This window comes from Hoyosella subflava DQS3-9A1, assembly GCF_000214175.1.
In the GTDB taxonomy this organism is placed as follows: Bacteria; Actinomycetota; Actinomycetes; order Mycobacteriales; family Mycobacteriaceae; genus Hoyosella; species Hoyosella subflava.
The window spans coordinates 1,406,071-1,432,198 of sequence record NC_015564.1 but is presented as its reverse complement, the minus strand read 5'-3'; the positions used below and the strand labels follow the sequence as shown (position 1 = coordinate 1,432,198).

22 protein-coding genes are annotated in these 26,128 nt (G+C 62.3%); 10 read left to right on the top strand and 12 right to left on the bottom strand.

Annotated elements, in window-relative coordinates; genetic code table 11:
* Nucleotides 1-31: 31 nt before the first annotated feature.
* Nucleotides 32-841, bottom strand: coding sequence for a carbon-nitrogen hydrolase family protein (locus AS9A_RS06645; protein WP_013806176.1), 810 nt, complete (start codon nt 839-841; stop codon nt 32-34).
* A gap of 74 nt (nt 842-915) precedes the next feature.
* Between AS9A_RS06645 and speB the strand changes: the two genes are divergently transcribed.
* Complete coding sequence (gene speB, locus AS9A_RS06640) at nt 916-1,905, top strand: agmatinase (protein WP_013806175.1); 990 nt, start codon at nt 916-918, stop codon at nt 1,903-1,905.
* A 3-nt stretch (nt 1,906-1,908) separates the two neighbouring features.
* Here the strand turns inward: speB and rarD are convergent, their stop codons facing one another.
* The 4 genes from rarD to lspA are packed head-to-tail and all read right to left on the bottom strand — an operon-like array spanning nt 1,909 to nt 4,968.
* Entirely contained in the window at nt 1,909-2,826 is a 918-nt protein-coding gene (gene rarD, locus AS9A_RS06635; protein ID WP_013806174.1) for an EamA family transporter RarD, read from the bottom strand.
* Nucleotides 2,826-3,452, bottom strand: a complete 627-nt coding sequence (locus AS9A_RS06630; protein WP_013806173.1) for a hypothetical protein — start codon at nt 3,450-3,452, stop codon at nt 2,826-2,828. The genes rarD and AS9A_RS06630 overlap by 1 nt, the downstream gene beginning before the upstream one ends.
* Nucleotides 3,453-3,466: 14 nt before the next feature.
* Nucleotides 3,467-4,375 (bottom strand): RluA family pseudouridine synthase, encoded by a 909-nt coding sequence (locus AS9A_RS06625; protein ID WP_041451616.1) that lies wholly within the window; start codon nt 4,373-4,375, stop codon nt 3,467-3,469.
* A 29-nt stretch (nt 4,376-4,404) separates the two neighbouring features.
* Nucleotides 4,405-4,968: a signal peptidase II gene (gene lspA / locus AS9A_RS06620; protein WP_013806171.1), complete on the bottom strand. Its 564-nt coding sequence runs from the start codon at nt 4,966-4,968 to the stop codon at nt 4,405-4,407.
* A gap of 110 nt (nt 4,969-5,078) precedes the next feature.
* Here lspA and AS9A_RS06615 point away from each other — a divergent pair, with 110 nt between their 5' ends.
* A complete protein-coding gene (locus AS9A_RS06615) occupies nt 5,079-6,065 on the top strand; it encodes a hypothetical protein (RefSeq protein ID WP_148262412.1) in 987 nt (328 codons plus the stop codon).
* Between the two features lie 74 nt (nt 6,066-6,139).
* On the opposite strand, the gene AS9A_RS06610 is transcribed toward AS9A_RS06615, so the two are convergent.
* From AS9A_RS06610 to AS9A_RS06600, 3 genes are all read right to left on the bottom strand, one after another.
* On the bottom strand, nt 6,140-6,652 hold the full coding sequence (locus AS9A_RS06610) for a hypothetical protein (protein WP_013806168.1): 513 nt from the start codon (nt 6,650-6,652) through the stop codon (nt 6,140-6,142).
* A 158-nt stretch (nt 6,653-6,810) separates the two neighbouring features.
* Nucleotides 6,811-9,942, bottom strand: coding sequence for an isoleucine--tRNA ligase (ileS, locus tag AS9A_RS06605; protein ID WP_013806167.1), 3,132 nt, complete (start codon nt 9,940-9,942; stop codon nt 6,811-6,813).
* Between the two features lie 239 nt (nt 9,943-10,181).
* Complete coding sequence (locus tag AS9A_RS06600; RefSeq protein ID WP_013806166.1) at nt 10,182-10,373, bottom strand: hypothetical protein; 192 nt, start codon at nt 10,371-10,373, stop codon at nt 10,182-10,184.
* Nucleotides 10,374-10,502: 129 nt separating this feature from the next.
* Here AS9A_RS06600 and AS9A_RS06595 point away from each other — a divergent pair, with 129 nt between their 5' ends.
* Nucleotides 10,503-13,574 (top strand): NAD-glutamate dehydrogenase domain-containing protein, encoded by a 3,072-nt coding sequence (locus AS9A_RS06595; protein ID WP_013806165.1) that lies wholly within the window; start codon nt 10,503-10,505, stop codon nt 13,572-13,574.
* On the opposite strand, the gene AS9A_RS06590 is transcribed toward AS9A_RS06595, so the two are convergent.
* Nucleotides 13,569-15,089, bottom strand: coding sequence for a PucR family transcriptional regulator (locus tag AS9A_RS06590; protein ID WP_013806164.1), 1,521 nt, complete (start codon nt 15,087-15,089; stop codon nt 13,569-13,571). The genes AS9A_RS06595 and AS9A_RS06590 overlap by 6 nt on opposite strands.
* A gap of 176 nt (nt 15,090-15,265) precedes the next feature.
* Between AS9A_RS06590 and gabT the strand changes: the two genes are divergently transcribed.
* From gabT to AS9A_RS06575, 3 genes are all read left to right on the top strand, one after another.
* The gene (gabT, locus tag AS9A_RS06585; protein ID WP_013806163.1) at nt 15,266-16,600 is read left to right on the top strand and encodes a 4-aminobutyrate--2-oxoglutarate transaminase; all 1,335 of its coding nucleotides are present in this window, start codon (nt 15,266-15,268) and stop codon (nt 16,598-16,600) included.
* Between the two features lie 9 nt (nt 16,601-16,609).
* Nucleotides 16,610-18,064 carry an NAD-dependent succinate-semialdehyde dehydrogenase gene (locus AS9A_RS06580; RefSeq protein WP_013806162.1) on the top strand — a complete coding sequence of 485 codons (1,455 nt, stop codon included), beginning with the start codon at nt 16,610-16,612 and terminating at the stop codon, nt 18,062-18,064.
* A gap of 246 nt (nt 18,065-18,310) precedes the next feature.
* Entirely contained in the window at nt 18,311-19,147 is an 837-nt protein-coding gene (locus AS9A_RS06575) for an HpcH/HpaI aldolase/citrate lyase family protein (protein WP_013806160.1), read from the top strand.
* A gap of 81 nt (nt 19,148-19,228) precedes the next feature.
* Here the strand turns inward: AS9A_RS06575 and AS9A_RS06570 are convergent, their stop codons facing one another.
* From AS9A_RS06570 to AS9A_RS06560, 3 genes are all read right to left on the bottom strand, one after another.
* The gene (locus AS9A_RS06570; RefSeq protein ID WP_013806159.1) at nt 19,229-20,359 is read right to left on the bottom strand and encodes a glycerate kinase; all 1,131 of its coding nucleotides are present in this window, start codon (nt 20,357-20,359) and stop codon (nt 19,229-19,231) included.
* A gap of 23 nt (nt 20,360-20,382) precedes the next feature.
* Entirely contained in the window at nt 20,383-21,618 is a 1,236-nt protein-coding gene (locus tag AS9A_RS06565; RefSeq protein WP_013806158.1) for a DUF418 domain-containing protein, read from the bottom strand.
* A 115-nt stretch (nt 21,619-21,733) separates the two neighbouring features.
* A complete protein-coding gene (locus AS9A_RS06560; RefSeq protein WP_013806157.1) occupies nt 21,734-21,970 on the bottom strand; it encodes a hypothetical protein in 237 nt (78 codons plus the stop codon).
* 89 nt (nt 21,971-22,059) lie between these two features.
* On the opposite strand from AS9A_RS06560, the gene AS9A_RS06555 reads away from it, so the two are divergent.
* The 4 genes from AS9A_RS06555 to AS9A_RS06540 are packed head-to-tail and all read left to right on the top strand — an operon-like array spanning nt 22,060 to nt 26,121.
* Nucleotides 22,060-22,998 carry a patatin-like phospholipase family protein gene (locus AS9A_RS06555; RefSeq protein WP_013806156.1) on the top strand — a complete coding sequence of 313 codons (939 nt, stop codon included), beginning with the start codon at nt 22,060-22,062 and terminating at the stop codon, nt 22,996-22,998.
* Nucleotides 22,995-24,470 (top strand): flavin-containing monooxygenase, encoded by a 1,476-nt coding sequence (locus AS9A_RS06550; RefSeq protein WP_013806155.1) that lies wholly within the window; start codon nt 22,995-22,997, stop codon nt 24,468-24,470. The genes AS9A_RS06555 and AS9A_RS06550 overlap by 4 nt, the downstream gene beginning before the upstream one ends.
* Nucleotides 24,467-25,321: an SDR family NAD(P)-dependent oxidoreductase gene (locus AS9A_RS06545; RefSeq protein WP_041450920.1), complete on the top strand. Its 855-nt coding sequence runs from the start codon at nt 24,467-24,469 to the stop codon at nt 25,319-25,321. The genes AS9A_RS06550 and AS9A_RS06545 overlap by 4 nt, the downstream gene beginning before the upstream one ends.
* On the top strand, nt 25,321-26,121 hold the full coding sequence (locus AS9A_RS06540) for an MBL fold metallo-hydrolase (protein ID WP_013806153.1): 801 nt from the start codon (nt 25,321-25,323) through the stop codon (nt 26,119-26,121). Before AS9A_RS06545 ends, AS9A_RS06540 begins: the two co-directional genes overlap by 1 nt.
* The last annotated feature ends 7 nt before the right edge of the window (nt 26,122-26,128 follow it).

Below are 26,128 nucleotides of genomic sequence, written 5' to 3'. Positions count from 1 at the left end.
TTTTTGTATCGGCCGTGCGCTGCCTTAGGCATCAATAGAGATCGCGACGGCGGTCTTGCAGGTACGTGTTGACGACACGCGACGCCTCCAGCACCGCGAGGTCGATTTCGGTCACGATCAACTGTTCCGCTGCTCCGGCACGGGCCAATTCGGTACCGTCTGGCGCAACCGCGCAGCTCAGGCCGCAGTATTCGACTTGCGCTTCGGTTCCGCACCGGTTGACGTAGGTGATGAACATCTGGCTCTCGTACGCACGAGCGGGCACAAGCGTCTTCGCCACCCTCTCAAAGGGCCGCATCAATCCAGTGGGCACGATCAGCCATTGCGTGCCCGCGTCGGCGTGCGCACGGACCGTCTCCGGGAACTCCACGTCGTAGCACGTCAGCAACCCGCAGCGTATGCCGGAAAGATCAAATTGGACGACGAGTTCCATTCCGGGCAGGAAGTGATCTCGGTCAAGAGCGCCGAACAGGTGGGTCTTGCGGTAGTGGGCAAGCGGAGTTCCCGACGCACTTACGACCTGCACGCTGTTGTAGACGGCGCCTGCGGCTAGTTCCGGGTAACCGTACGCGATCGCAATGGAGTACCGCCGGGCCGTCGCGCCTACTTCGTCGGCGATCGGGCCATGGGACGGTTCCGCACGCTGAGCGACAAGGGGGCCGAGGTTGTAACCCGTCGCGGACATCTCCGGGCAGATGAGAATCGCGGCACCCACACGTGCCGCCTCCCTCGCGGCCAGGTCAACAGCACGAAGATTCTCCGCAACCGAGGTGGCCCGCTCGGGCCCTTGGTAAAGGGCAGCGACTACAGCACTCACTGTGTCATCGTCCCACTGTGTCATCCCGCGGGACGCCAGATGTTCCGCCGTGGTATCCAGAAGCTAGGTTGACTCCCACCGGACCACGGAGATGAATTATGGACCCCGCAGACGAAGTTCCGCGCGCTCGCGACAACGGAAACGTCGGTCAGGTGGACGCGACCCGTAAACCGCGCTTCGCTGAACCGACTACCTTTGCTCGCCTCCCCCGACTCGATGAAGTCTCGCGAGCGGACGTCACAATTCTCGGTGTCCCCTTCGATTCCGGTGTGAGTTACCGTCCTGGTGCCCGGTTCGGTCCGAATCACATCCGGGCAGCGTCTAAGCTCTTACGCCCTTACCACCCTGGCCTGGACGTTCATCCTTTCGCGGCGCAGCAGGTGGCTGACTTCGGCGATCTCGGGGTGAACCCGTTCGACATCAACGACGCACTCGTGGCTGTTCAGTCGGCAGTCACTGATTTGCGCCGCGACGGATCAACAGTGCTCACCCTCGGCGGCGATCACACAATCGCATTGCCCCTCCTTCGCGCTCTGCATCGTGACCACGGCAAGGTCGCAGTCCTCCATTTCGACGCGCACCTCGACACCTGGGATACGTACTTCGGCGCCCGCTACACGCACGGCACGCCCTTCCGCCGGGCCAGCGAGGAGGGGCTGATCGATATGGAGCGCTCACAACACATCGGTATCCGAGGTCCTCTCTACAGCAAAAAAGACCTCGAAGACGACGATATGCTCGGGTTTCAGATCGTGCGGTCGGACGATTACCAGACTGACGGCGTGGCAAGCATTATCGACCGCATGCGCCGCAGACTCGGAACCAGTGCAGACGGCCCGGTCTACGTCTCGATCGATATCGATGTGCTCGATCCCGCGTTCGCCCCCGGGACCGGCACGCCCGAGGCCGGCGGTCTGACGTCCCGCGAATTGCTGCAGACACTTCGCGGGCTCACTGATATGAACATCGTCGGCGCCGACATCGTCGAAGTCGCGCCAGCGTACGACCATGCGGAGATCACCGGTATCGCCGCCGCCCATGTCGCCTACGAACTGCTTTCGGTCCTCGCGCTGAATCGTCCGCGATAGACGTCAGCGAGGTGGATCGACTACCGCCGGCGATCGCATCCTGCGCCGGGAGCGGCGCACAGAATCCGTGGTGAACACAGCAAGGGCACACCAAATGAGCGTGAAGCCCAGCCACCGCGAGGCCGGCATGTCCTCGTGTAATACGAGCACCCCCCATGCCATCTGCAAGGCCGGTGTCAAATACTGCAGTATCCCCATTGTCACGAGCGGAACTCGTTGCGCTGCGGCAGCGAAGAGTAGCAGCGGCAGCGCCGTCACCGGGCCAGCTGCGATCAGCAGCGCGGTGTGCCCCGGGCCTTCACTTAGGAAGGTCGCGGCGCCGCTGACACCCAGAACGACCAGAAATGTAATCGCGAATGGTGCCGCAAAGAGCGCTTCACCGGCAACGCTGAGTCTGGGGTCTAGTGGCATCACTTTCTTCACGACGCCGTACATCGCGAACGAGAAGGCAAGGCAGAGGGCGATGATGGGTGGGCGTCCATAATCGAGTGTCAAGACAAGTACTGCCGTCAACGCGATGAGGACCGCCGCGATTTGCGTGCGATTCAGGCGCTCACGGAAGAAGACGACACCCAGCATGACGCTTACTAGTGGGTTAATGAAATATCCGAGTGCTGTCTCGACTACTCGGCCGCTGACAACGCCAAAGATGTAGACGCCCCAATTTGTTGTGATGAACACCGATGCTGCGGCAACGAGCAGCCACGCGCGACCACCCATGGACAAAAATGGTCTGATCCGGCCGATCACGAGAACAACGCCCACCATCAGCACCGCCGTCCAGACAACGCGGTGAGCAAGAATCTCCAGCGGCGCTGATACCGCAAGCAGGCCGAAGAAGGCTGGAAACAACCCCCAGCAGGCGTACGCTCCCGCACCTAAGGCAACTCCTTCTGCAGGGGCAACGCGGGAGAGTTTCATCACCGTGCCCGCACAGCGAATCGTCCCCAGACGGCATCACCTGGCAGCGGTTCCGCTGTGGACACACTTTCGTGCTCGGCGATGCTTCGCAGTGTCTCACCATCGGCGCGCACCACAACCCCCACCACACATGTGCAGTCAGGCGGTGTCCCATCCTCGAATGCTCCACGGAATGTCCGGAGCCGGGACAGCGCGCTCGAAACCGCAGTTTCGAGCGCCTCGTGGGACGTAATTACTCCCGGCACCGGGGACGGCAAGTCGATCGGCATGTCAGGCAGGACGCGGTACTCGTCGTCGTCAGGCCGGGCCCCAGCGCCACCATCGACCACGACGCGAGAGATTCGTGTATCTCCGGTCGCGTCGATCACCTCTGCCGAACGCGCGGGAGGATCGAACGTCAGGAGCGCCCAGGCCGTCTCTTCGGGTGCTTCGTTTAGCGCAGCAGCTGCCCGCACCGCATACTCCTCAGCGGATTCCCCGCTGACGGGACCAAGCCGGTCTGTTCGGATCGAATCGCTGCTCCTCGGGGGTGTGACGTATCCGACGGTGACCACGACCACGAGAAATCCCATAAAAACAACAGCGCAGGTGACGCGCCACCGGCGCGCGTTGTTCCACTCAGCCATCCGCGGCTATTCCGTTAGTGCGCATTGAGCACGTCGAGTGCGTGACGCAGATCTGCTGGGTATTCACTGGTGATCTCGACCCAGCGGCCATCCGCTGGGTGAGCAAACCCGAGGGAGCAGGCGTGCAGCCATTGACGTTCCAGTCCTAGACGCTCGGCGAGGCGCGGGTCCGCACCGTATGTCAGATCGCCGCAGCACGGGTGTTTGAGAGCGGAGAAATGAACGCGGATCTGATGGGTACGACCGGTCTCGAGGTCAACGCTGAGAAGACTTGCTGCCTGGAAAGCTTCGATCGTGTCGTAATGGGTCACGCTGTGTTTACCGTCGGCGCGGACCGCGAACTTCCAGTCATTGCTGCCGTGCCGCGCTATCGGAGCCTCGATCGTGCCGCTACTGGGATCAGGATGACCTTGCACCAGGGTGTGGTACTGCTTTTTGACGTTGCGGTATTTGAATGCGCGTTTCATGATGCTGTACGCACGTTCGGATACCGCGACGAGCATGACTCCCGAGGTCCCAACATCGAGCCGGTGGACAATGCCTTGCCGCTCCGGCGGGCCGGACGTGGATATCCGGTAGCCTGCGGCGGCGAGACCGCCGAGCACCGTCGGTCCGGTCCAGCCGACACTGGCGTGCGCAGCGACCCCAGCGGGCTTATCGACCGCAACAATGTCGCTGTCGGCGAAAAGGATCGTCATCCCCTCGACGGGCTCCGGCCGGTTCTCCGGTTCCCGCTTCGGTTCGGGCAGTTCGACCTCAAGCCACGCTCCCGCATGCAGACGATCTGACTTCCCCGCGACCGCGCCATCGACGAGGACGGAGCCATTGTCCGTGAGTGTCGCAACTGCCGTCCGTGACAATCCGAGCAGCCGCGCGAGACCCGCATCAACCCGCATCCCCTCAAGCCCATCAGGCACCGGCATCGACCGGGCAGAAAAAGACTGCGGTGTCATCATCGCTTGCCCTCTTCGTCGACTTGCTCCTTCTTCGAATGTCGCTGCCCATCCGGGTCGAGCCCGAGAAATGTCAGAGCGACAAGGAAGATGGCGCCGCCCACGATGGCGGGGTCAGCCACGTTGAATACTGGCCATACGCTCCCGTCTGGGGCAAACAAGGACACGAAGTCGACCACGTGTCCCTGCATCGGACCTGGTGCTCGGAACATCCGGTCGGCGAGGTTGCCTAACGCACCGCCGAGAACAAAACCGAGCCCAAGCGCCCAGGGCAACGAGCGGAGATTGCGGCTCAGCCTGATTATGACGACGACAACGGTGATGGCAACGAGCGTAAGCAACCACGTCATCCCTGTTGCCATCGAAAACGCCGCACCTGGGTTGCGGTAGAGCACGAGGTACACCGCGCCACCGAGCAGCCGTACCGGCTCCCTGTCCTCCAGCAGAGCAACCGCCACGGACTTGGTGACAAGGTCGAGCGCGAGCACCACCACTGCCACGGAAAACAGGAGGCGCAAACGTTTCGGATGTGCGATTTCAGGTTGGGTGTCGTCGTGACTCACACAGACATCATCCCTTATCCCGTGAGTTCTTCTGACGGGCGCACGCCGTGACGCGCATCAGCCGGCACGTAAGCAGGGCAGCCCACATCGTGTGCATTACGCTCGCTGCTGTGAAGTTTCGTGGCAATTTCTCATCATCTGCCCTGTCTGCTGGCCCCTCTTCCAAACGGAGCGGTCCCTCCCTCTTACGCAATTCCCTGCGCATCGCGGTGGCGGGAGTCGCATTGTCGATGGCGGCCGCATGCGCAAGCGAACCCGAAACAATCGCTGACGAAGCTGAAGACATCCCTAGCGAGTTCACTGTGCCTGTACCCGGGCTCGAAATCAGTCTTGTTGAGCCCGGCGCCGAACCACGCCAGACCCTTGCCCCGAGCCTCTCTGTGGGGGACTCCCATTCGACTGTGGTGACTGTTCGCTCCGAACTGTTCCAGCAACTCGGCGACGACCCTGAGAGCGACTTCGGTCTCCCACCGGTCACCCTCCCGCTCGACACCGAGGTCGAAGCGGCAGATGGGGGTGAATGGTCCGTCGCGCTGACCCTGGGCCGCCCAGAAAGCCCCGACAACGTCGTCAACTCCGCGCTCGCAGCCGCTGAAGGCAGCAGTGCCGGTATGACGATCCGCGCTGACGGCTCCGTGTCCGAGCTGCGGATCTCCCCCAACGCGGAGTCCAGTGACATCGCGCGCAGCGCCGTCGAACAAGCTCTCTTCCAGGCCGTGTACGGAATGATCGCGTTCCCTCAAGAACCTGTAGGCGAGGGTGCGCAATGGACGATCGACCAGCCGATCGAGAGCCAGATGGAAATCGTGCAACGGACAACGGTGACCGTGCGAGAAATGTCCGGCACCACTCTCTTGCTCGATCTCGCCGTCGAGCAGCGCCCACGCCTTCCGTACCTCGACGTACCTGGTGAGGGACGCGTCGCGGTCGACGAATTCACAGGCGAAGGGACCGGGTCTCTCAGGGTGGACCTGGAACGCCCGCTCCCCACCGAAGGCGGCTTTGAGATGTACGGCACGCAGCAGTACTCCGATCCGGACACCGGCTACGTGGTGCGTCAGCGCACGTCGATGGCGACCGAATGGGACAGTCCGTAGTTAAGACACCATCGCTTCAAACGAAAGCACGCCGGAAGGTGGAAACCTTCCGGCGTGCAGTGATCGAGTCTGATCTACGGGCAGAGCTCGGTCTCAAGACCGAATGACGTTGCGAAGCTGCACGCATCCTCGCGGGACAGCTTCCACTGACCGTCCTCAGCCACGAACAGCAAGTTGCCCGTGTTCGGTGCCTGGTCAGGCGAGATCTGCAAGGTGAAATCGACGCTGAGCTCGCACTCGCTCAACGGGAAGACCGCGTCAGGCGTGTCCGGGATCTCATACTGGATGTCCGGATTCTGTGCGGCCTGATCTGCGAGCTGCGCCCACAGTTCTGGATCGTCGCCGCCACCTTCGATGAGGCTGGCTTTCTCCTCAGTGGGAAGTGACGGATCGAGTGCATCGTCCAGCAGCGCCATCAGTTCTGCACCTGTGGGCGTATCACCAGCCGGGACCTCACACTCAGCGGTCGGCGCGGCGGTGGTGCCGGCACCATCGTCCATTGCCTCACCGTTTTCGTCCGAACCGCAGGCAGACAGGGCCAGTGCGGGCGCGGCCACGCCCGCGATGATCATGTTCCGAAGTTTCAACGATACGTCCTTTGCTTGTCATCACACCGATGTGAACGACTGATGCCACACCGGCACAGGCAGCCTCTGCCCACAGATAGTACGACCCCGCCGGCCTTCAGTGGCGCATACTCCCCGCATCCACAATTACTTCTTAAATTCGTGTGCGGCGACACACCCTATGCGACCTGTACGTCCGCGTAAACGCCGCTGCCCAGATCATGTACATGAGTGGAGGCACCTGATGAGTCGACCGAGAAGTCGACCGCCAGAATCTCGCGTGCGATGAGGTCTGCATGCCGTTGCGCCCACTCGAGCTTGTCAGCAGGTACACGCAGCTGCACGCGGATGCGGTCCGAAACGTCGAGACCGAGCGTGCGGCGCAGTTCCTGCAGCTCCCGGATTCGGTCTTTCGCCCAGCCCTCCGCCTCGAGTTCGTCGGTGATCGTCAGATCAAGCACGACAACGCCAGCGCCGCCGGGCAGCGCAGAGGTGGATTCAGGCTCGGCGGCTACCAGACGCTGCGTGAACTCTTCCGGCTGTAATACGATTCCGGCGGCGGTCACCGTGCCGTCATCGTTGGCGGTCCAGTCCCCCGATTTGACCGCCCGGATCGCGGTCTGCACGTCCTTTCCAAGCCGGGGCCCGGCGGCGCGCGCGTTGACAGCAAGCTCAAACCGGCCGTGCACGTCGACGTCGGTCGTGAGATCGATATGCTTCACGTTGACTTCATCGGCGATGATGTCAGTGAACGGCTTCAGGCGGTCAGCATCGGACGCTGCAATGGTCAACGACGCGAGGGGCAGTCGGACACGCAGTTTCTGCGCCTTCCGCAGGCTCAGAACCGTTGAGCACACTGATCGTGCTTCATCCATCGCCGCCACCAGTTCGGGATCAGCAGGGATGTCATCCGCTGCGGGCCAATCGGCGAAATGTACCGACTGGCCGCCGGTGAGCCCACGCCAGATCACCTCTGTCATGAGCGGGAGCAGGGGCGCAGCAAGACGGCACGTCACTTCGAGGACAGTGTGCAGCGTGTCGAATGCATCTGCCTGGGTGTCCTGCCCTTCCCAGAAGCGAGTGCGGGACCGGCGCACATACCAGTTCGTCAGCGCGTCACTGAACTGCCGCAACGTGTCACAGGCGGTTGCGATGTCGTTGTTCTCCAGTGATTCAGTGATGACATCGCGCGATTCACGCAGTTTCGCCAGGATGTAACGGTCCAGAACGTGCTGGGAATCAGTACGCCAGGTGGCTTGCCGGTCCGCGTACAGCCGCAAGAAACTCCACGCGTTCCACATCGGGAGCAGCGCTTGCCGCACGCCTTCACGGATGCCTTGCTCAGTGACGATAAGGTTGCCGCCGCGCAGCACCGGTGACGCCATGAGGAACCAGCGCATGGCGTCTGAGCCGTCCCGCTCGAACACTTCGTTGACGTCCGGATAGTTGCCCTTCGATTTGCTCATCTTCAGGCCGTCGTCACCGAGAACAATTCCGTGCGCGATGACGGTGCGGAACGAGGGGCAGTCGAATAGCGCCGTCGCGAGTACATGCAGGGTGTAGAACCAGCCGCGCGTCTGACCGTTGTATTCGACGATGAAGTCACCGGGGTAATGGCCGTCGAACCACTCCCGATTCTCGAACGGGTAGTGGACCTGCGCGAACGGCATCGACCCGGACTCGAACCAGCAGTCCAATACCTCAGGGACACGGCGCATCACCGATTTACCCGTAGGGTCATCCGGATTCGGCCGCGTGAGGTCGTCGATGTAGGGCCTATGCAGGTCTTCCGGGCGCACTCCGAAGTCGCGCTCAAGTTCATCCAGTGAGCCGTAGACGTCGATACGCGGATAGGTGGGGTCGTCCGACTTCCACACGGGGATGGGGCTGCCCCAGTAGCGGTTACGGCTGATCGACCAGTCGCGTGCACCCTCGAGCCATTTTCCGAACTGACCGTCGCGGATGTGTTCCGGCACCCAGTTGATCTGCTTGTTCAACTCGACCATGCGGTCGCGGAACGCCGTCACCTCGACGAACCAGGACGACACAGCGCGCTGGATCAGCGGGTTGTTGCAGCGCCAGCAGTGCGGGTACGGGTGGTCGTAGGTTTCGTGACGCAGGAGCACACCGGCCTGCTTGAGGTCAGCAGTGATCGCTTTGTTGGCGTCGAAAACCTGCTGTCCGGCGTACGGCGGAACTTCTGAAGTGAACTCACCGCGGGAGTCCACAGGCACCACTGCCTCGATACCGGCCGCATCGGTGACAACCTTGTCATCCTCACCGAATGCGGGGGCGATGTGAACGATGCCCGTTCCGTCGCCGGTGGTCACGTAGTCCGCGGTCAGGATCTGGTGCGCGTTTTCGCGCCCCTCGAAGAAGTCGAAGACCGGGGTGTACTGCATACCGACGAGGTCCGCACCGCTGTAACGCGCAAGGATTTCCGGTTCTTTGCCGAGTTCGCGGGCATAGTGGCCCAGGCGAGCTTCGGCGAGGAGGAACTTCTGGCCGTTCTCCGCCATCACCTGGACGTATTCGACCTCAGGATGAACAGCCATCGCAAGGTTCGACGGCAGCGTCCACGGGGTTGTCGTCCAGACCAGCGCTTGAGTTCCTTCGAGATCCCCTTTGAGACGCATTCCTACAGTGACGGCGGGATCCTGCCGCATCCGATAGACATCGTCCATTTTGGTTTCCGTCGCTGAGAGCGGCGTCTCACAGCGCCAGCAGTACCAGAGAACCCGGAACCCCTCGTAGACAAGCCCCTTGTCCCAGAGCGTCTTAAACGCCCACAGCACCGACTCCATATAGTCGGTGTCGAGCGTCTTGTAGTCATTGTCGAAGTCGACCCAGCGGGCCTGGCGGGTCACGTACTCCTGCCACTCGTGCGTATATCGGAGAACCGAGCTACGGCAGGCGTCGTTGAACTCGGCGACCCCCATCGTTTCGATTTCCGACTTGTGGTTTATGCCGAGTTGCTTCTCGGCCTCCACTTCGGCCGGCAAACCGTGGCAATCCCAGCCGAAGCGGCGCTCGACTTTCTTGCCCCGCATGGTCTGGAACCGCGGAACGAGGTCCTTCACGTACCCCGTGAGCAAGTGACCGTAGTGCGGCAGTCCGTTGGCGAACGGTGGACCATCGTAGAAAACAAACTCCGGTGCAGCAGCACGACGTGCAATGCTCTCACGGAAGGCGCCTTCAGCGTCCCACTGCTTCAGTACAGCTTTTTCCAAGTCGGGAAAACGTGGCGAAGGCTCATCTGCCCCGGGAAAGCTGACGAGCGGATACTTACCTGTGGTCGCGGTGCCTGACACCTGGTACTCCTCGTGCTGCGGATTGTCGCCTGCTGCACGGGGACGATGAAGTAATTCTCACCGCGGTACCACCCCGCTTGCGATCCACGAGGAACCGCCGCTCATCTCCAGGCTGTGACGGGCCTACCCGTTCGGTTCTACTGGGCACTCCGTAGTGTGCTGTTCTTCCGAAAGCTCCCCGGTGATGGCCGGATCAGCGCTGTCTGCTTGCGATGATACGGCACGCGCACCGCTGCGGGCTAACGCGTTCCGGACGCATCCTCGTCTTCCACCGACCCCCTGGCTGGCCGCACCGCGTCGACAATGAGGCCCGCAATGCCGGCCACGCAAATTCCGATGCAGATCCACGCCCACAGGAGGTTTCCGGTGAGGAGCGCTGCGACCAAGAAAGCAAAACCCACGATCGTCGCGATCAAGGCGGCAGCAAGCATGCTGCCAGGGTAACGCTGCAACGTTCAAACTGGCGTACCTATCGGGTCGCCACGCTCCATTTCGGCAGCTGTGGCACTGGTCTCACACAGACACACTGATGGCACCGGCGCACGAGAAAGCAGACCGTCATGACTCAGACACTGAACCAGGCAGCACCCACTTTCAGCTTCACCAGCCCCACCCGAGACGAGGCTCCTGTCGCGTTCCTCTCGTGGCCTGACAGCGCCCCGCTCCTGGCAGATCTCGTTGCCACGTTCGCGGACCTTGGACTGCGGGTCGCCTCGCACGAATCCGTCGGCGGAGGACATCGATTCACCTTCTGTCCCCCTGATTTCGCGTGGAAGGAGGGCACCGCGGCCATGCTGTCGGCCGCCCTCCTTGCCGCAGCCAATGATGAGTTCGAGATCGACCCTTACGCACGGTTGATCTGCACAGCTCATATCGACTGGCAATGTGTTGCGCTGGTTCGTGCAGCCTGCCGGTATCTGCGCCAGGCGGGACTCAAGCTAGCCGAGAAGAATACGGTCGAGATCCTTGTGCGGCATCCGGATTTCGTGCGCTCCTGGATCGGTTTGTTCCATGCCCGCTTCGAACCTGAGTCCGGCCGCGACGCACGCGTGCTCAGCGAAATTGTCACCGCGAGCATTGCGACGACCTCAACCCTGGACGAGGATCGGCTGCTTCGCGCATTGCATTCATTCCTGGATGCGACGTTGCGGACGAACTGGTTCCAAGTACCCCAGCCGCAAACACTCGCTTTTAAGGTCGACCCGTCCCTGCTGACGGTAAAGACAGCGGTGACACCGTTCCGGGAGGTCTTCGTTCACGGGCCACGAGTCGAAGGCAGCCATGTGCGCGGTGGCCTGATTGCCCGCGGTGGGTTGCGCTGGTCGGATCGCAAAGATGACTTCCGCACCGAGGTTCTTGGCCTGCTCAAAACCCAGGTTGTGAAGAACTCACTCATCGTTCCGAACGGCGCGAAAGGTGCATTCGTCGTGCGGGGCGAGACGACACCGCACGGGGTGCGTGCGGCCTATAGCGATTTCATTGGCGCGCTGCTCGACGTTACTGACAACATCATCGACCAGAAAGTCGTCACACCGGCGAATACGAGAACCTATGACGGGTCCGACCCGTATCTCGTGGTGGCGGCGGACAAGGGCACTGCGACTTTCTCCGACTTGGCAAACAGCATCGCGACCTCACGTGGCTTCTGGCTGGGGGACGCGTTCGCTTCGGGCGGCTCTGTGGGGTACGACCACAAAGCCATGGGCATCACGGCCCGCGGAGCCTGGTGCTCGGTCCGGCGCCACCTCGCTGAACTCGGAATCGACGTCGACACCGATCCGTTCACTGTGGCCGGCATCGGTGACATGTCCGGTGATGTTTTCGGCAACGGCATGCTGCTCTCGCGGCACATCAGATTGATCGGAGCCTTCGATCACCGACACATCTTCCTTGATCCGGATCCTGACCCCGAGGCATCCTTCGAGGAGCGTCAGCGACTTGCGACTCTCCCCCGCAGTAGCTGGGACGATTACCGCCGCTCCGCGATCTCCGACGGTGGAGGCGTGTGGTCGCGTTCAGCGAAAACGATCCGGCTCACCCCAGAAGTACGGTCGCGGCTGGGCGTGACGGCCCAGCAACTCTCCCCCGATGAGTTGATCAAAGCTCTCCTCACCGCGCATGTCGACGTGCTGTGGAATGGCGGTATCGGCACCTACGTCAAGGCAAGCACAGAGGGGCACAGCGTCGCAGCTGACCCCGTCAACGACAGCGTCCGCGTCAACGCGCACGAACTTGCGTGCCGCGCCGTCGGTGAAGGCGGAAACCTCGGCTTTACGCAGCGCGGGCGAGTCGAATACGCGCTGCGCGGCGGAAAGATCAACGCCGACTTCATCGACAACGCCGCAGGTGTCGCGACATCGGACCGCGAAGTCAACATCAAGATTGCGCTCGACGCGGTCGTAACGGCGGGGTCGATGACTACCGTCGAGAGGAACAGCGTGCTGGCGGCCGCTGCCGACGACGTCGCGGCCGCCGTTCTGGCGGACTCCGACAGGCAGACACTCGCCCTCAGCCTGGCAGAAGCACATTCACGGTTCCTGGTCAGCAGACATGAACGACTGATCGAGAACCTCGAAGTATCAGCGGGGATCACCCGGGACGGCGAAGGACTGCCGTCCGACGCGGAACTCCGGGCACGTCACGTGGCGGGCACAGGCCTGGTACGGCCAGAGATCGCGGTTCTCCTCGCGCAATCCAAAAACCTCGTGCGCCAGGAGCTCGCGGACTCGTCTGTCCTCGACAATCCTATCTTCGCGCACACGGTCACTGACTACTTCCCGCCGCTGATACGTAAGGCAGCGGCCGGATACCTGCACACCCATCAGCTGGCTCGCGAGATCAAGTCAGTTGTGGTCGCGGGTGAGATCATCAACCGCGTCGGTCCTGGCCTCGTCCGCCGCCTCGAGGAACAGTTCGGTGTGACAACTCCCCAGATCGCAGTGGCCTATTGGGTGGTCCGGGACGTCTTCAGCATCGATTCTGTGTGGCAAAGTCTGGATACGCTCGACATGGCGCCGCACACGCGCATGGCGCTTCTCACCAGCGTTCAGGAACTGATCGAAACCGCTACGGCGTGGATGTTGCAACACGCACCGAAGATGCCCGCTCGTGATCTGATCACTCAGTACAAGCCTCACATTGAAGCGCTGAAAGCAAAGTTACCTCAGCTTCGTGGACTCTTGGATCCTGACCTGGCGACGCTGCGTCTGCTCGCACATGGCTTCGCGTTGTCGGACACAGCACGGGCTACGGGCCGCCCAATTGGTGCTGTCGCGCAAACGTACACCGAAGTGGGACGGGCTGTCGGGCTCGACTGGCTGGCGCAAGATGTCGCGCAAAACACGCCCGCTGAGGCCGACCATTGGGATGCGCTCGCGAACACCATCCTGGTTGCCGAACTGAATCACCAATGGCACCAGCTTGTTCGGCGGTTGCTTCTGACGTCCTCAGACCTCGAGGCACCCGCGCACGACCTTGTGACCCGGTGGATTGCACAGACAACACAGACCGGACGCCTCAGCACGCTCATCGGCGAACTGAAAGCGAGCGGCCACGTGACCCCAGCACGATTGTGCGTGGTCACTGCGGCGTTCAAGGCGTTCGGGGCCTGTGAGGCATTCCACGAGTCATGACTGCTGGACGATCAGCCCGAGCAAGAGTTCCGCGCGAACCCTTGCCACACTCAGGTCGCAGTTCAGTATCGCCTCGGCACGCGCGATACGGTTGCGCAAGGTGTGCCGATGGACGCCCAGCACCGCGGCCGCGGATTCCCAATGACCGTTCGCTTCGAGAAATGCCCGCAGCGATGGCAGGAGTTCGGTGCTGTTCTGCTTGTCGTACTCGGCAAGCGGAGTGATGAGAGTGTCCGCGAGCGCGGCGAGGACCTGACGGGCCTCCGGGAACGCGAGAAGCGCGTGACCGGCAAGGCGCGCGAACTCCAGCGGCGTGCCGCCGTATTCAGCGGCCGAAGCCGCGAGCGCCGCGTTACCTGCCGCATTTCGTACCTGATCCACTGCGAGCGCGGAACTCAGCCCTGCACGAACTGATTTGAGCTCATCCGACCGCAGTCCTTTGAGGAGGGAATGCGCGAACGCAGCGTCGTCTGAACCGTTCAGCAGCACAGTCAGCTCACCATTGTGCCGGTAGGTGAACGACGGCCGGCCTGCGTCGTGGAGTTGTTCTTCGGCTGCCCGCGTTGCGCGTTCGAGAACATCTGGATCGCCCGAAACGAGGGTGAGGACACGGATAAGGCCATGGTCATCGGCTGCGGTGCGGACCTGAGCCCATGCGGCGGCCCTGTCGGCCGCGTCGGCTAGCACCTGTCCGAGCGCTGCGCTGTTCAGTTTGTTCTGTGTGGCGCGCAGGCGGACTGGCTTCTCGAAATCCAGCGCCAAGAGCGAGTTGGCGTGGCCGAGAAGCAGCTGTTCAGCGCTGCCCAGGGGCGCTGGACTGAGCACTGCTAGGTAGCCATGAATCACCTGGCCTACCGCGATGGTCTGTACTGCTACAGACGAACCATCAGGGAGCACGGACACGCGGCTGGTAGCTGTACCGGCGTCGATCAGCGCTCTCACCTGTTCCACCGCGCCACGATCGACCGGTGCCGGCTGCGTGTCAGTCACCCGGCCAGCCTTATCCACGAGAAGTACCGTCGCCCGGATCGCCGAACCTAGTTCCCGTAGCGTTGCCGTCGTCCCGCCCTGGATGACAGCGCGCGTCATTCGTGGCTGCGCGCGGGACGCACGGAGGACCGCTTCGTACTGCTGCTCGGCGAGCCGTGTCATCACCTTTTTGTGGATCGCGGCGAAGGGCGTCGGAAGGGGCACTTCGAGCAGCGGAAGACCCGCTTCATTCGCGGCGACGATCAGATCTGCGGGGACCGTGGGGTGCGATAGCCCGGTGCCGAAACCCAATGCCGCAACGTCACATTCAACGAGCCTACGAATGTAGTGAGCCCGGTCGGCAGTGCTCAGTGGCATTGTTATCCCCGTTGTGAGGATGAGTTCTCCGCCCGACAGCCAGCGGAATGGATCTTCGAGTTCGGTTGTCAGCACGAGGGTGATCGTCCTTGTCAGGCCGGCTCCCCCGCCTTTGAGCTCAAGCGCAAGATCCGGCTGCGCTAGCACCCATTTCACTGGTACGCCCATCGCTCCTCCTCACTCAGATAGCGACACTTCACACCCGCGCCCGACAAGGATGTACAACCTGTCACTCACGGCCAGCATGATTGCGCCATTTTGTCAGGGTACGCGGACCTGTGAAGAGGGCCACACTGGGGTGCAGCGCACGAGTTCTCACCACTAGACAGCAAGGACCAGTACAGATGACAAATCCTTCGTTCCGGCTGCCGCAGAAGCGCGCCCTGGTCACCGACCTCCCCGGTCCGAAATCCAAGGCACTGACGGCGCGCCGACAAGCTTCGGTAGCCGCGGGTGTGGGCTCAGCGGTGCCCGTTTACACCGCTGATGCCGACGGTGGCATCCTCGTCGACGTCGACGGCAACTCCCTGATCGACCTCGGCTCAGGCATCGCAGTGACCAGCGTCGGCGCGTCCGACCCCCATGTTGTTGAAGCAGTGCGTGAGCAAGCAGGGCACTTCACGCACACCTGTTTTATGGTCACTCCATACGAGGGGTACGTGCGGGTAGCCGAGGAGCTTGCCGCCATAACACCCGGAGACCACGAAAAGCGCACCGTGCTGTTCAACTCAGGGGCTGAGGCTGTCGAGAATGCCGTGAAGGTCGCTCGGCTCGCTACCGGCAAAAACGCCGTCGTCGCGTTCGACCACGCCTATCACGGACGCACCAACCTCACGATGGCCCTCACCGCGAAGTCGCTCCCCTACAAGAAGCACATGGGTCCATTCGCGCCGGAAATTTACCGCATGCCCGGCTCGTATCCCTATCGCGACGGTATTGACGGGGCGACTGCCGCACGGCGCGTGATCAGCCAGATCGAAGTTCAGATCGGCGCGGACGAACTCGCCGCGATCATCATCGAGCCCATTCAGGGTGAAGGCGGCTTCATCGTTCCCGGAAAAGGGTTCCTTCCGACTCTCGTGGACTGGGCGAAGGCGAACGATGTCGTCTTCATAGCTGACGAAGTACAAACCGGTTTTGCGCGGACTGGACAGTGGTTCGCGAGCAACGATGAAGAGATCGTCCCTGACATCATCGCTATGGCGAAAGGGATCGCGGGCGGCTTACCGCTGTCCGCGATCACGGGCCGCGCTGACCTGCTCGACGCAGTCCATCCAGGTGGCCTCGGCGGCACCTACGGCGGCAACCCCATCGCCTGCGCCGGTGCGCTCGGAGCGATACACGCGATGCGCGCGTACGATCTTCCAGCCAGAGCACGAGCCATCGGAGACATCGCTTTTGCCCGCCTGCGTGCCCTGCAGGAAGCGATCCCCGCCGTTGGTGACGTCCGCGGACGTGGCGCGATGATTGCAGTTGAGTTCGTGAAGCCGGGAACGGACGATCCGGATCCCGCTCTCGCGAAAGCCGTCGCTGCAAAGGCTCTCAGCGAGGGCGTCATTCTCCTCACCTGCGGCTCATACGGCAACGTCGTCCGGTTGCTGCCCTCACTGGTTATCAGCGACGAACTGCTAAGCGAGGGCCTTGATGTCCTCGAATCAGCTGTCCGCTCCCTTACCTGAAGGACAATTATGCTCAACACAACTCGACTGCTCGCATCCGTGCCTAAAGGCCTGTGGATCGATGGGGCCTCGACCGAACCCGTCGATGGAGGCCGCTTCCCAGTCCACAACCCAGCCACCGGTGAAGTGCTCACCGAGGTCGCCGATGCCTCACCGAAAGATGCGCTGCGCGCGCTAGATTCGGCCTGTGCGGTCCAAGCAGAATGGGCAGCCACCGCCCCACGCGTCCGGTCCGCCATACTGCGGCGAGCCTGGGAACTCCTCATCGAACGCACCGAAGACTTCGCCTTGCTCATGACGCTCGAAATGGGCAAAGCCCTATCCGAAAGCCGCGGCGAACTGAATTACGGCGCAGAGTTTCTCCGGTGGTTCAGTGAAGAAGCAGTACGCATTCAGGGCCGCTACACCGAAGCGCCGAACGGCAACGGCCGCATCCTGGTTACGAAAGAGCCGGTCGGCCCCTGTCTCGCGATCACGCCGTGGAACTTCCCGCTGGCTATGGGTACCCGAAAGATCGGCCCTGCGCTCGCCGCCGGCTGCACGATGATCGTGAAACCGTCCACGGACACTCCCTTGACGATGCTCCTGCTCGCGCAGGCGTTCGCCGACGCAGGGCTGCCCGCCGGTGTGCTCTCGGTACTGCCGTCGTCACATTCATCGGCGCTGAGCGACCAGCTGATCGGTGACGCCCGCCTGCGTAAAGTCACTTTCACCGGCTCAACACGCGTCGGCAGTGTCCTGATCAGCGAGTCCGCACCGAACGTCCAGCGAACGTCGATGGAACTCGGTGGCAATGCTCCATTCATCGTGTTTGATGACGCTGATCTTGACGCAGCGGTCGAGGGTGCGATGGCTGCGAAAATGCGCAACGGCGGAGAGGCATGCACGGCAGCGAATCGCTTATTCATACACAACAGCATTCGTGCTGAATTCACCGCTCGCCTGACCGACCGGATTGCCGCCATGAAGGTCGGACCCGGTTACGAACCAGATACACAGATTGGCCCCCTGATCAATGGGCGGCAGCGTGACGCGATAGCGGGACTCGTGGCTGACGCGGTCGCCACCGGAGCCAAAGTTCTCACTGGGGGCACGTCCATCGACGGACCTGGTTTCTTCTACGCACCAACAGTTCTCACCGACGTACCTAGCTCGGCGCGCATCGCTCGAGAAGAGATCTTTGGCCCAGTTGCCCCGATCTTTGGCTTCGACACTGAAGCAGAAGCAATCACACTCGCAAATAACACTGAGTTCGGGCTGGCGGCCTACTTCTACACGAAGGACATCGACCGAGTGTTCAGAGTCTCCCGTGCGATTGAAGCCGGGATGGTGGGCGTCAACCGTGGCGTGATCTCCGATCCCGCCGCACCATTCGGTGGCGTCAAAGCGTCTGGCCTCGGCAGCGAAGGCGGTACCGAAGGGATCGAGGAGTACCTGAACACCAAGTACGTGGCATTTACATAGGATTCGGTGTGATCCGAAACGCGTGTGATCTGCGCCCCTGTGCCCGGAATCCGGGGACGCAGATCACTACCCTGAAGTGAGGAAAAGCCGACGAAGTTGTCGGCGTGAGGTCCTGGTTACTATCCTTCGCTGCCACTGTCGGCCGCCCACCCGCACCGTGCCCGATCGCGCATCGGACAGCTGACGAATCGCTCCGCGCATCGCGCATAGTGCTGCACCATCCCCGCGTTGTGAGGAGCTTCCAGCATGTCATCACCAACTTTGCAGTCACAGGCCGTAGACACGTCAGTCGCCCGATCCTGGCTGCTCCGAGGGCCTGCCAACTACAGCGATATCGTTGCCGCCGAATCCTGCGGTGCAGATGTCGTCGTCCTCGACCTGGAAGACAGCGTCGCTGAAAATGAGAAACATCAAGCACGGGAGAACGTTTGGCGCTGGCTGGATCAGGGGAAACCGACGTGGGTGCGGATTAACGACGTGTGCACTCCGCATTGGAGTCATGACTTGGACATGCTCTCATCAGTGAAAGGCGTCGCAGGTGTGATGCTCGCGAAGGCAGAGCATCACGATCAGATCGCTGCGACGGCCGCGCGACTGCCCGCGGGGACACCGATTGTCGCACTCGTGGAAAGCGCGCTTGGCCTCGAGGAAGCCCGCGGCATCGCAGGTGCCAGCAGCGTAACGCGACTCGCCTTCGGCACTGGCGACTTTCGCAAAGACATTGGCGCCGCAGCTGACCCCGTTTCCCTCGCATACGCGCGGTCCCGGCTTGTTGTAGCGAGCCGCGCGGAGCGGATCCATGCGCCGATCGACGGACCGACACTGACCGACAGTACCGATGACTACCGCGCCGGAATCAAGGTTGGAATTGCAGCAGGCATGACCGGAAAGTTGTGCCTCTCTTCGCAGCACGCACGACTCATCAATGATGAGCTCACCCCCTCGGCTGCCGATGTCAGGTGGGCTGAGGCGACCATCGCACGCCTCGGCGTGGACGGCGCACAGGTGAAGTACGGCAGCGAACGGCCGCAACTCGAGCGGGCCCGCAAGATCCGGGAACTTGTCGCTGCGTTCTCGCGGTAACTACCGGCTCGTGTGCACAAACTCGCGGATCCGCGACAGGATTTCTGCGATTCTGTGCACACGACGCGGTTGCGAGACCGCTCAACTGGTCTCCGACCACTGCCTCACGGCGGACTCAGTGACTTCACGCAACACTCTGCTCGCCTGAGCATGCGCTACTTCTGACGAGCCGGCCGACTCAGTCAAGCTGTACGCTGCCTGGATGCCGGACTCCTCCAACGCTGCCTGATCAGTGTCGACGAGGCCGGCGATCGCCAGGCACGGCACGCCGAGTTCTCGTGCCAGCCGGGCGACTGCACTCGGCGCTTTGCCGCGCAGCGTCTGACTGTCGAGGCGACCCTCTCCCACGAGCACCAGCGCGGCACCGTCGATGGCATTTCGCGCGCCCGTGACCTCCAGCAGGAATTGCGCCCCCGAAACTCCTGCAGCACTGAGAAACGCGAACGCTCCCGCACCTATGCCGCCCGCAGCACCCGCGCCCGCGCGGGACGTGACACCCGGCGACGCTTGTTCCAGGTGCCCGGCGTACCGTTCGAGACCTCGCACTAACGACGCCACCGCGTCCGCGTCTGCCCCTTTCTGCGGGCCGAAGACCGGGGCCGCGCCGTCAGCGCCGACGAGTGGGTTATCGACATCGTGTGCCACAGTGACTGTGCACTCTGACAGGCGTGGATCCAATCCCGAGGTATCGATCCGCGTCAGCCGGGCGAGGGCTGCCCCACCAAGCGGAAGCTCTGTGCCATCCGCGTCGAGCAGCCGGACTCCCAGCGCCTGAGCCATTCCCGCACCGCCATCGGTGCACGCTGACCCGCCCAGTCCGACATGGATCCGCCGGTATCCGGCATCGAGGACGGCGAGCAGTAGTTCACCGACGCCGTAGGACGTCGCGTCAAGCGCCGTGCACGGATCAGGATTTGGGACCTGAGCAAGTCCGCACGCTTCCGCTGTCTCGAGGAAAACCTCATCGCCAAGGACTGCGTATCGGGCCGTCGCCGACTTCCGCAAAGGACCGGTAACCTGGGTAGCCCTGATTTCGGCGTTACGCGCTGCGGCGACATCGAGCATGCCCTCGCCGCCATCGGAGACCGGAACCACCGTAATGATGCACTCTGGAAGCGCCGCCCGGCATCCGTCGAGCATTGCAGCCGCCGCTTCAGCTGCGGTGAGGGAGCCCTTGAACTTATCTGGGGCGAGGACAATGCGGGGACTCATGCTTGCCACGCTAATGGATTCGGCTATGCAGGGGGCCGCGCTTCTTTGCCGTACGTCAGCCTGCGCAGCACAACCTCCGCTGGCCCGCGCTGATTTCGCTTCTCCAATATGTAGGCGCCGACCACGGTGATGAGCCACACGGCTATCGCGTAGACCGCCATGTTCGCGCTATACATGTGCTGGCCGAGCCCCAGCCCCCACGCTGCGAGGATTGGTGCGCACAGCACGGACTGCGCCAGATAGCAACTCAGCGAACGCTTGCCGACTGCGACGATGCCGGTGCCGAAAATGCCAAGGGTTCGACCGCGCAGCCAGTATCCAACCAGACCGAACAAAGCAACATAACCGACGCCGCCGGCCAGGCCGGTCGCAAGCTGAACCTGTTCGAAAGCGAACATCATCGGATCGGAAACTTCCCAGATGCCGACCTTCGCTAAGGCCCTGGCTCCACCACCGAGCCACCCGATCGTGATGCCCGCGATCGCCACATTGCGCAGCAACACAAGGTGCTCGGCGGGTTCCTCGAGAATCCGTCGCCGTCCCGCCCAAATACCAAGAAGGATCGCGATCGGCACCGCGAGCGAAAAGATGCCCTGGAAGAAGATCAGGAACAGCCAGAACCCCACCCGAGTCAGAGCGGAGGCGAAGTAGTTACTTTCTCCGTTGGCTGCCTCGATGATGAAGTAGATATCGAATGGTTGCTCTGCACCACCGTCGGATCCCTCAGGAATGGCAGACACGGACGCGACCGTGAGCAGGGTGAGCGCGAGCAGCAGTCCCGCCCCAATAGCGCTCCAGACAATCAGCGTGACGTCCCGGCGCCGAATGAACAGCCACACCAGGAGGAGGCCCGCAAGGCCGTACGCGCCGAGGATGTCACCGAACCACAGCAAAAGCGCATGGACGAAGCCAAATACGAGCAGCCATAGGTTTCGCTTCTGGAGCAGCACCCTGGCATCTTTTTCGGTGGTACCCGCAGCTATCTGACGCTGGTACAGCATCGCGATCCCGTAGCCGAAGAGGAAAGCGAACATCGGATACACGCGCAGGTCAACCGTCGTGACGATTATCCCCTGCGTCACCTGGTCGATGAACGATTCCGCTTCCGGATGCGCGGAGAGACGGTCGCCGTCTCTGCCCCATAGGTACCACGGCGTATTCGCGACCACGATGAGCAGGAGCATGAAGCCCCGCGCGAGATCGGGTGCCAGCGCGCGCTCACTGCCGCGAACCGGGCCCCTGGCCAGATGCCTGGACATCAGAGTTCCTCCAGCACAGTCGCATCATCGTTCTAATAGTCACTCGGTGTTTCGTTCTCGCGAAGTATAGCGTCGCGCGATGCGGGCACAGAGGTCTACAGAAACGCGATGCGCCTCAGCGTTCGGAGAAGAGGCCGGTGTAGTCGTGGGAGCGGTCCTCGGCTGTCGGCTCTGAGGTTTCCTGCTGCTCGCTGGCTTTTTCGTCACCCTTGGTGGACTCGGACTTCGCCGCGAGGAATTCTGGATAATGATTCACGGGTATTACTCCTCGGTTTGCCGCAGAACCAGACGAGTCGCTGAATGTCATCAACTCAGAATCGGTGAACTGCGAGAACGGCTGGAAATCAGCCATTGACACTCACTCTACGGCACTGGTGCGTGACGGGCATCGGACACAAGTCATGCTTCCCATATGCTCCAGATACCGCTAGTCTTCGAATTATGACAGTATCTGAAAGATTGCAGCGTCGCGGTCTGATCATTGGCTGCGGCGGCACCCTAGGAGCTGCCTGGATAGTTGCCGCCCTCGTCGCAGTGCGCGACGTCCTCAACTGGGATCCACGTGACGCGGAACTCCTCATGGGCACCTCCGCCGGGGCGGAACTGGTGACGATGCTTGGCGGCGGCGTCAGCGTCGACGAGCTGGTCTCGATGCAGCTCGGCACCGCGCGGCACCCCGCTCTCGTCAACCATCTCGCGGCGGCGCCGGGCCGATTTCCGCCACTCCCAGCTCCTGCACTCGGTTCCCCTTCCCTTCTCAGGAAAGCGAACGGAGTGACGAGATCGGCTGGCCTGCTCCCCCGTGGCCGCGGGAACGCGGCCTGGCTGACGAAACTCGCAAACAGACTCACTGACGGCCACAACTGGGTCCCGCACTCAGCAACATGGCTGGTGGCTGCCGACTCAGAAACGGGCGCACGGGTCGCGTTCGGCTCACCTCCCGCTCCGCACGCATCGATCAGCGACGCTCTGCGTGCGTCATGGGCCATCCCTGGGTGGTTCCCTCCTGTGCAGATTGGCGGTCGACGCTACCTCGACGGCGGGACAGTCTCAACGGCGTCGGTAGACCTCGCACTGAACCAGGGCCTCGAGGAACTCGTAGTTCTCGCGCCGATGGCGTCCACCGGCCGAATACCCGCTCGGGGAGCACACATCATCGAACGCGCTGTACTGCGAAATGCGATGAGCGCCCGGCTCGATCAGGAAATCGCACTTGCGGAATCACAAGGAATTCGGGTGCTCAGAGTTGACGCCAGCGCAGCGGACCTCCACGTAATGGGACCGAACTTCATGGATGGCCGGCGCCGTCTAGCCACATTTGAGCACGCGCTGCGCAGCACCCGTGCCGCACTCGAAGCGAAGGCAGGTGTTCTGGCATGACCCACTACGACGTAGTCATCATTGGGGCGGGGATCTCTGGCATCGGTGCCGCAATCACGCTCGCCCGCAAAGGCATAGCGAACTTCGCCGTACTCGAGAAAGGCGACACACTCGGGGGCACATGGCGAGATAACACGTACCCCGGGTGCGCGTGCGATGTTCCCTCGCGCCTCTACTCGTACTCGTTCGCGCCGAACCCAGACTGGTCCCGCGTCTTCGCCGGACAGCCTGAGATCCGCGAGTACATCGAGCGCACAGCCACCGAATTCGGTGTCCCGGAGAGAGTCCAGTTCAAGACGGAAGTTACTAGGGCCCAGTGGAATCCGCGCACACAGCGTTGGGACATTGACACCACTCAGGGTTCCTTCACCGCACGGGCAGTGATCGCGGCGGCCGGGCCGTGGAATGAGCCACTCATTCCGGATATCCCTGGTCTCGCAGGCTTCGGTGGCGAAGTGTTCCATTCATCCAGATGGAACCACTCGTACGACTTGACCGGCAAACGCGTCGCTGTCGTGGGGACGGGTGCCTCCGCTGTTCAATTCGTCCCCGAAATTCAGCCGCTAGTCAGCGAACTCCACGTTTACCAGCGCACCGCGCAGTGGGTGCTGCCGAAACCTGACCATGCGATGCCCGAGGCTGAGTCGTGGGCGATGCGCACAGTGCCTGGTGTTTACAGCGGATTGCGGCGTCTTGAGTACGTTCTCCTTGAGAGCCTCGGTGTAGGTTTCCGCAACCCATGGATCCTTCGACTGGTTCAGCAGACCGGTCGCGCTCATCTGTTCCGGCAAGTGCGGAATAAAAAACTGCGCGCGATGCTGACACCCGACTACACGCTCGGGTGCAAGCGGCTGCTGATGTCGAACACGTATTACCCAGCGCTGACACAGCCGAACGTCGAAGTGCACCCGAATGCGGTCACCGAAGTTCGCGGCAACACCGTCGTCGGCGCCGACGGCCAGGAACGGGAGGTGGACGCCATCATCTTCGGGACCGGTTTCCATATCCTCGATATGCCCGTCGGTTCCCGAGTATTCGACGGCGACGGACGCAGCCTAGACGACCACTGGAAGGGCAGCCCGCAGGCGTATCTCGGCACAGCAATCGCCGGATTTCCCAATGCATTCGTATTACTCGGACCAGCTCTCGGTACGGGGCACACGTCCGCGTTCATGATTCTCGAGGCTCAGCTGAACTATTTAGGTCAGGCCGTAAGCCACCTCCAAGACACCAACTGGGCACCTATCGCGCCGCGCCGTGAGGTTCAAGACGCATTCAACGCCGAGGTGCAGGATGCGCTAGGCAGCACCGTCTACAACGCGGGTGGGTGCCACAGTTACTACCTGGACGTCAACGGTCGGAACAGCTTCAGCTGGCCCTGGTCCACCAAACGGATGCTCGACCGCCTCGACGGGTTCGACCCCGCCGCGTACAGCCACACCGAGACCGACACCGCGAAGGCCCCCGCATGAGCATATTCCGCTCCCCTTACCCCTCACTGACACTCGCACTTTCGACCGTGCTCGTCACGGGATCCGGCCGAGGTATCGGCCGCGCCACCGCTGCATTGTTCGCACAGCACGGCGCGCGCGTTCTCGTCACAGACGTCGATCTCGACGCTGCTGAAGAAGCCGCCGCAGAGATCGGACCGGACGCGTCAGCGCACCGGCTCGATGTGCGGTCCCGGCGGGCTTGGGACGAACTCGCCAATAAAGTCGGTACCGTCGACATCCTCGTCAACAATGCTGGCATCATGCCGCTCGCCGCGCTTCTCGACGAAACCGACCAGACCATCGACGCGACCATGGACATCAACGTCCGTGGCCCCATGCATGGCATGCGCGTATTCGGCCCGCAGATGGTGGAACGCGGGCAGGGACACATCGTCAATGTCGCCTCACTGGCAGGGAAAATCCCGGTCCACGGGATGGTCGCGTACAACGCGAGCAAGTTCGCTGCGGTCGGCCTTTCCGCCGCTGCACGGCTTGAATTCGCTGACCACGGGGTGAGCGTGAGCACCGTGCTTCCGTCGGCAGTGCGCACCGAACTCTCGTCGGGTGTGCAGCTCGGACATGGCCTGCCAACGGTTGACGCTGTAGACGTCGCCCGCGCAATCCTGCGGACTTGCACCACTCGCCAGGCTGAGATCGCGGTGCCCCGCTACCTCAGTCCTGCGGACGTCGCACTCGCAGTCGCGCCGGAACGCCTGACCTCGGTTCTCCGGACAGTCATCGGCGCAAGACGTGCGCTGACGGGAGTCGATCATGGGGTGCGCGGGGCATACGACCAACGCGTGGCGCGCATCGCGAACACGGAGTCGTGATGCGCGTCCATCACCTCAATTGCGGAACGTTCGCACCACTCGGGATGCGTAAGAAGTTCGTGACGCACTGCCTCCTCATCGAAACGGAGACATCCGGCCTGGTACTTGTCGACAGCGGGCTCGGCCGAGCAGATGTGACGGAACCCAAGACCACTATGAGATTCCCGATCAGCTACACGCTCCGCCCTCAACTCGCCATTGACGAAACCGCAGTATCGCAGGTCGAGAAGCTCGGCTACAGCGCCAAAGATGTGCGACACATTCTGCTGACCCACCTCGACTTCGACCATGCCGGTGGGTTGCGTGACTTCCCTGAGGCGAACGTGCATATCAGCGCCGCCGAGCTGCGCGCGGCGAGGAACCCCTCCAGCGTGATCGAGCGGCGCCGGTACTCCCGCGCCACCTTCGATCACAAGCCACGGTGGGTCGAACACAGCGAATTCGGTACACGATGGTTCGGTTTCGACGCCGTACGCGATATTCCCGGCCTGCCTGAGCAGATTCTGTATGTGCCCCTCGAGGGGCACACGCGTGGCCATTGTGGCGTCGCGATAAACACTGCGCCGCAGGGCCCGGCGCGATGGCTCCTTCACGCAGGAGACAGCTACTACTCTCACACCGAGATTGGGACCCCTCCATCACACCCGCGTGTTTTCGCAGCAATGGAGTCAGTCCTTCAAACCAGCAAAAGCGCGAGGCTGAACAACCTCGCGCGATTACGTGAAGTGGCGCGCTACGATGCCGTGGACGTCATCTGTGCGCATGACCCAGCGGATCTCGCAAGATACTCGGCACGGTAGTGCTGGC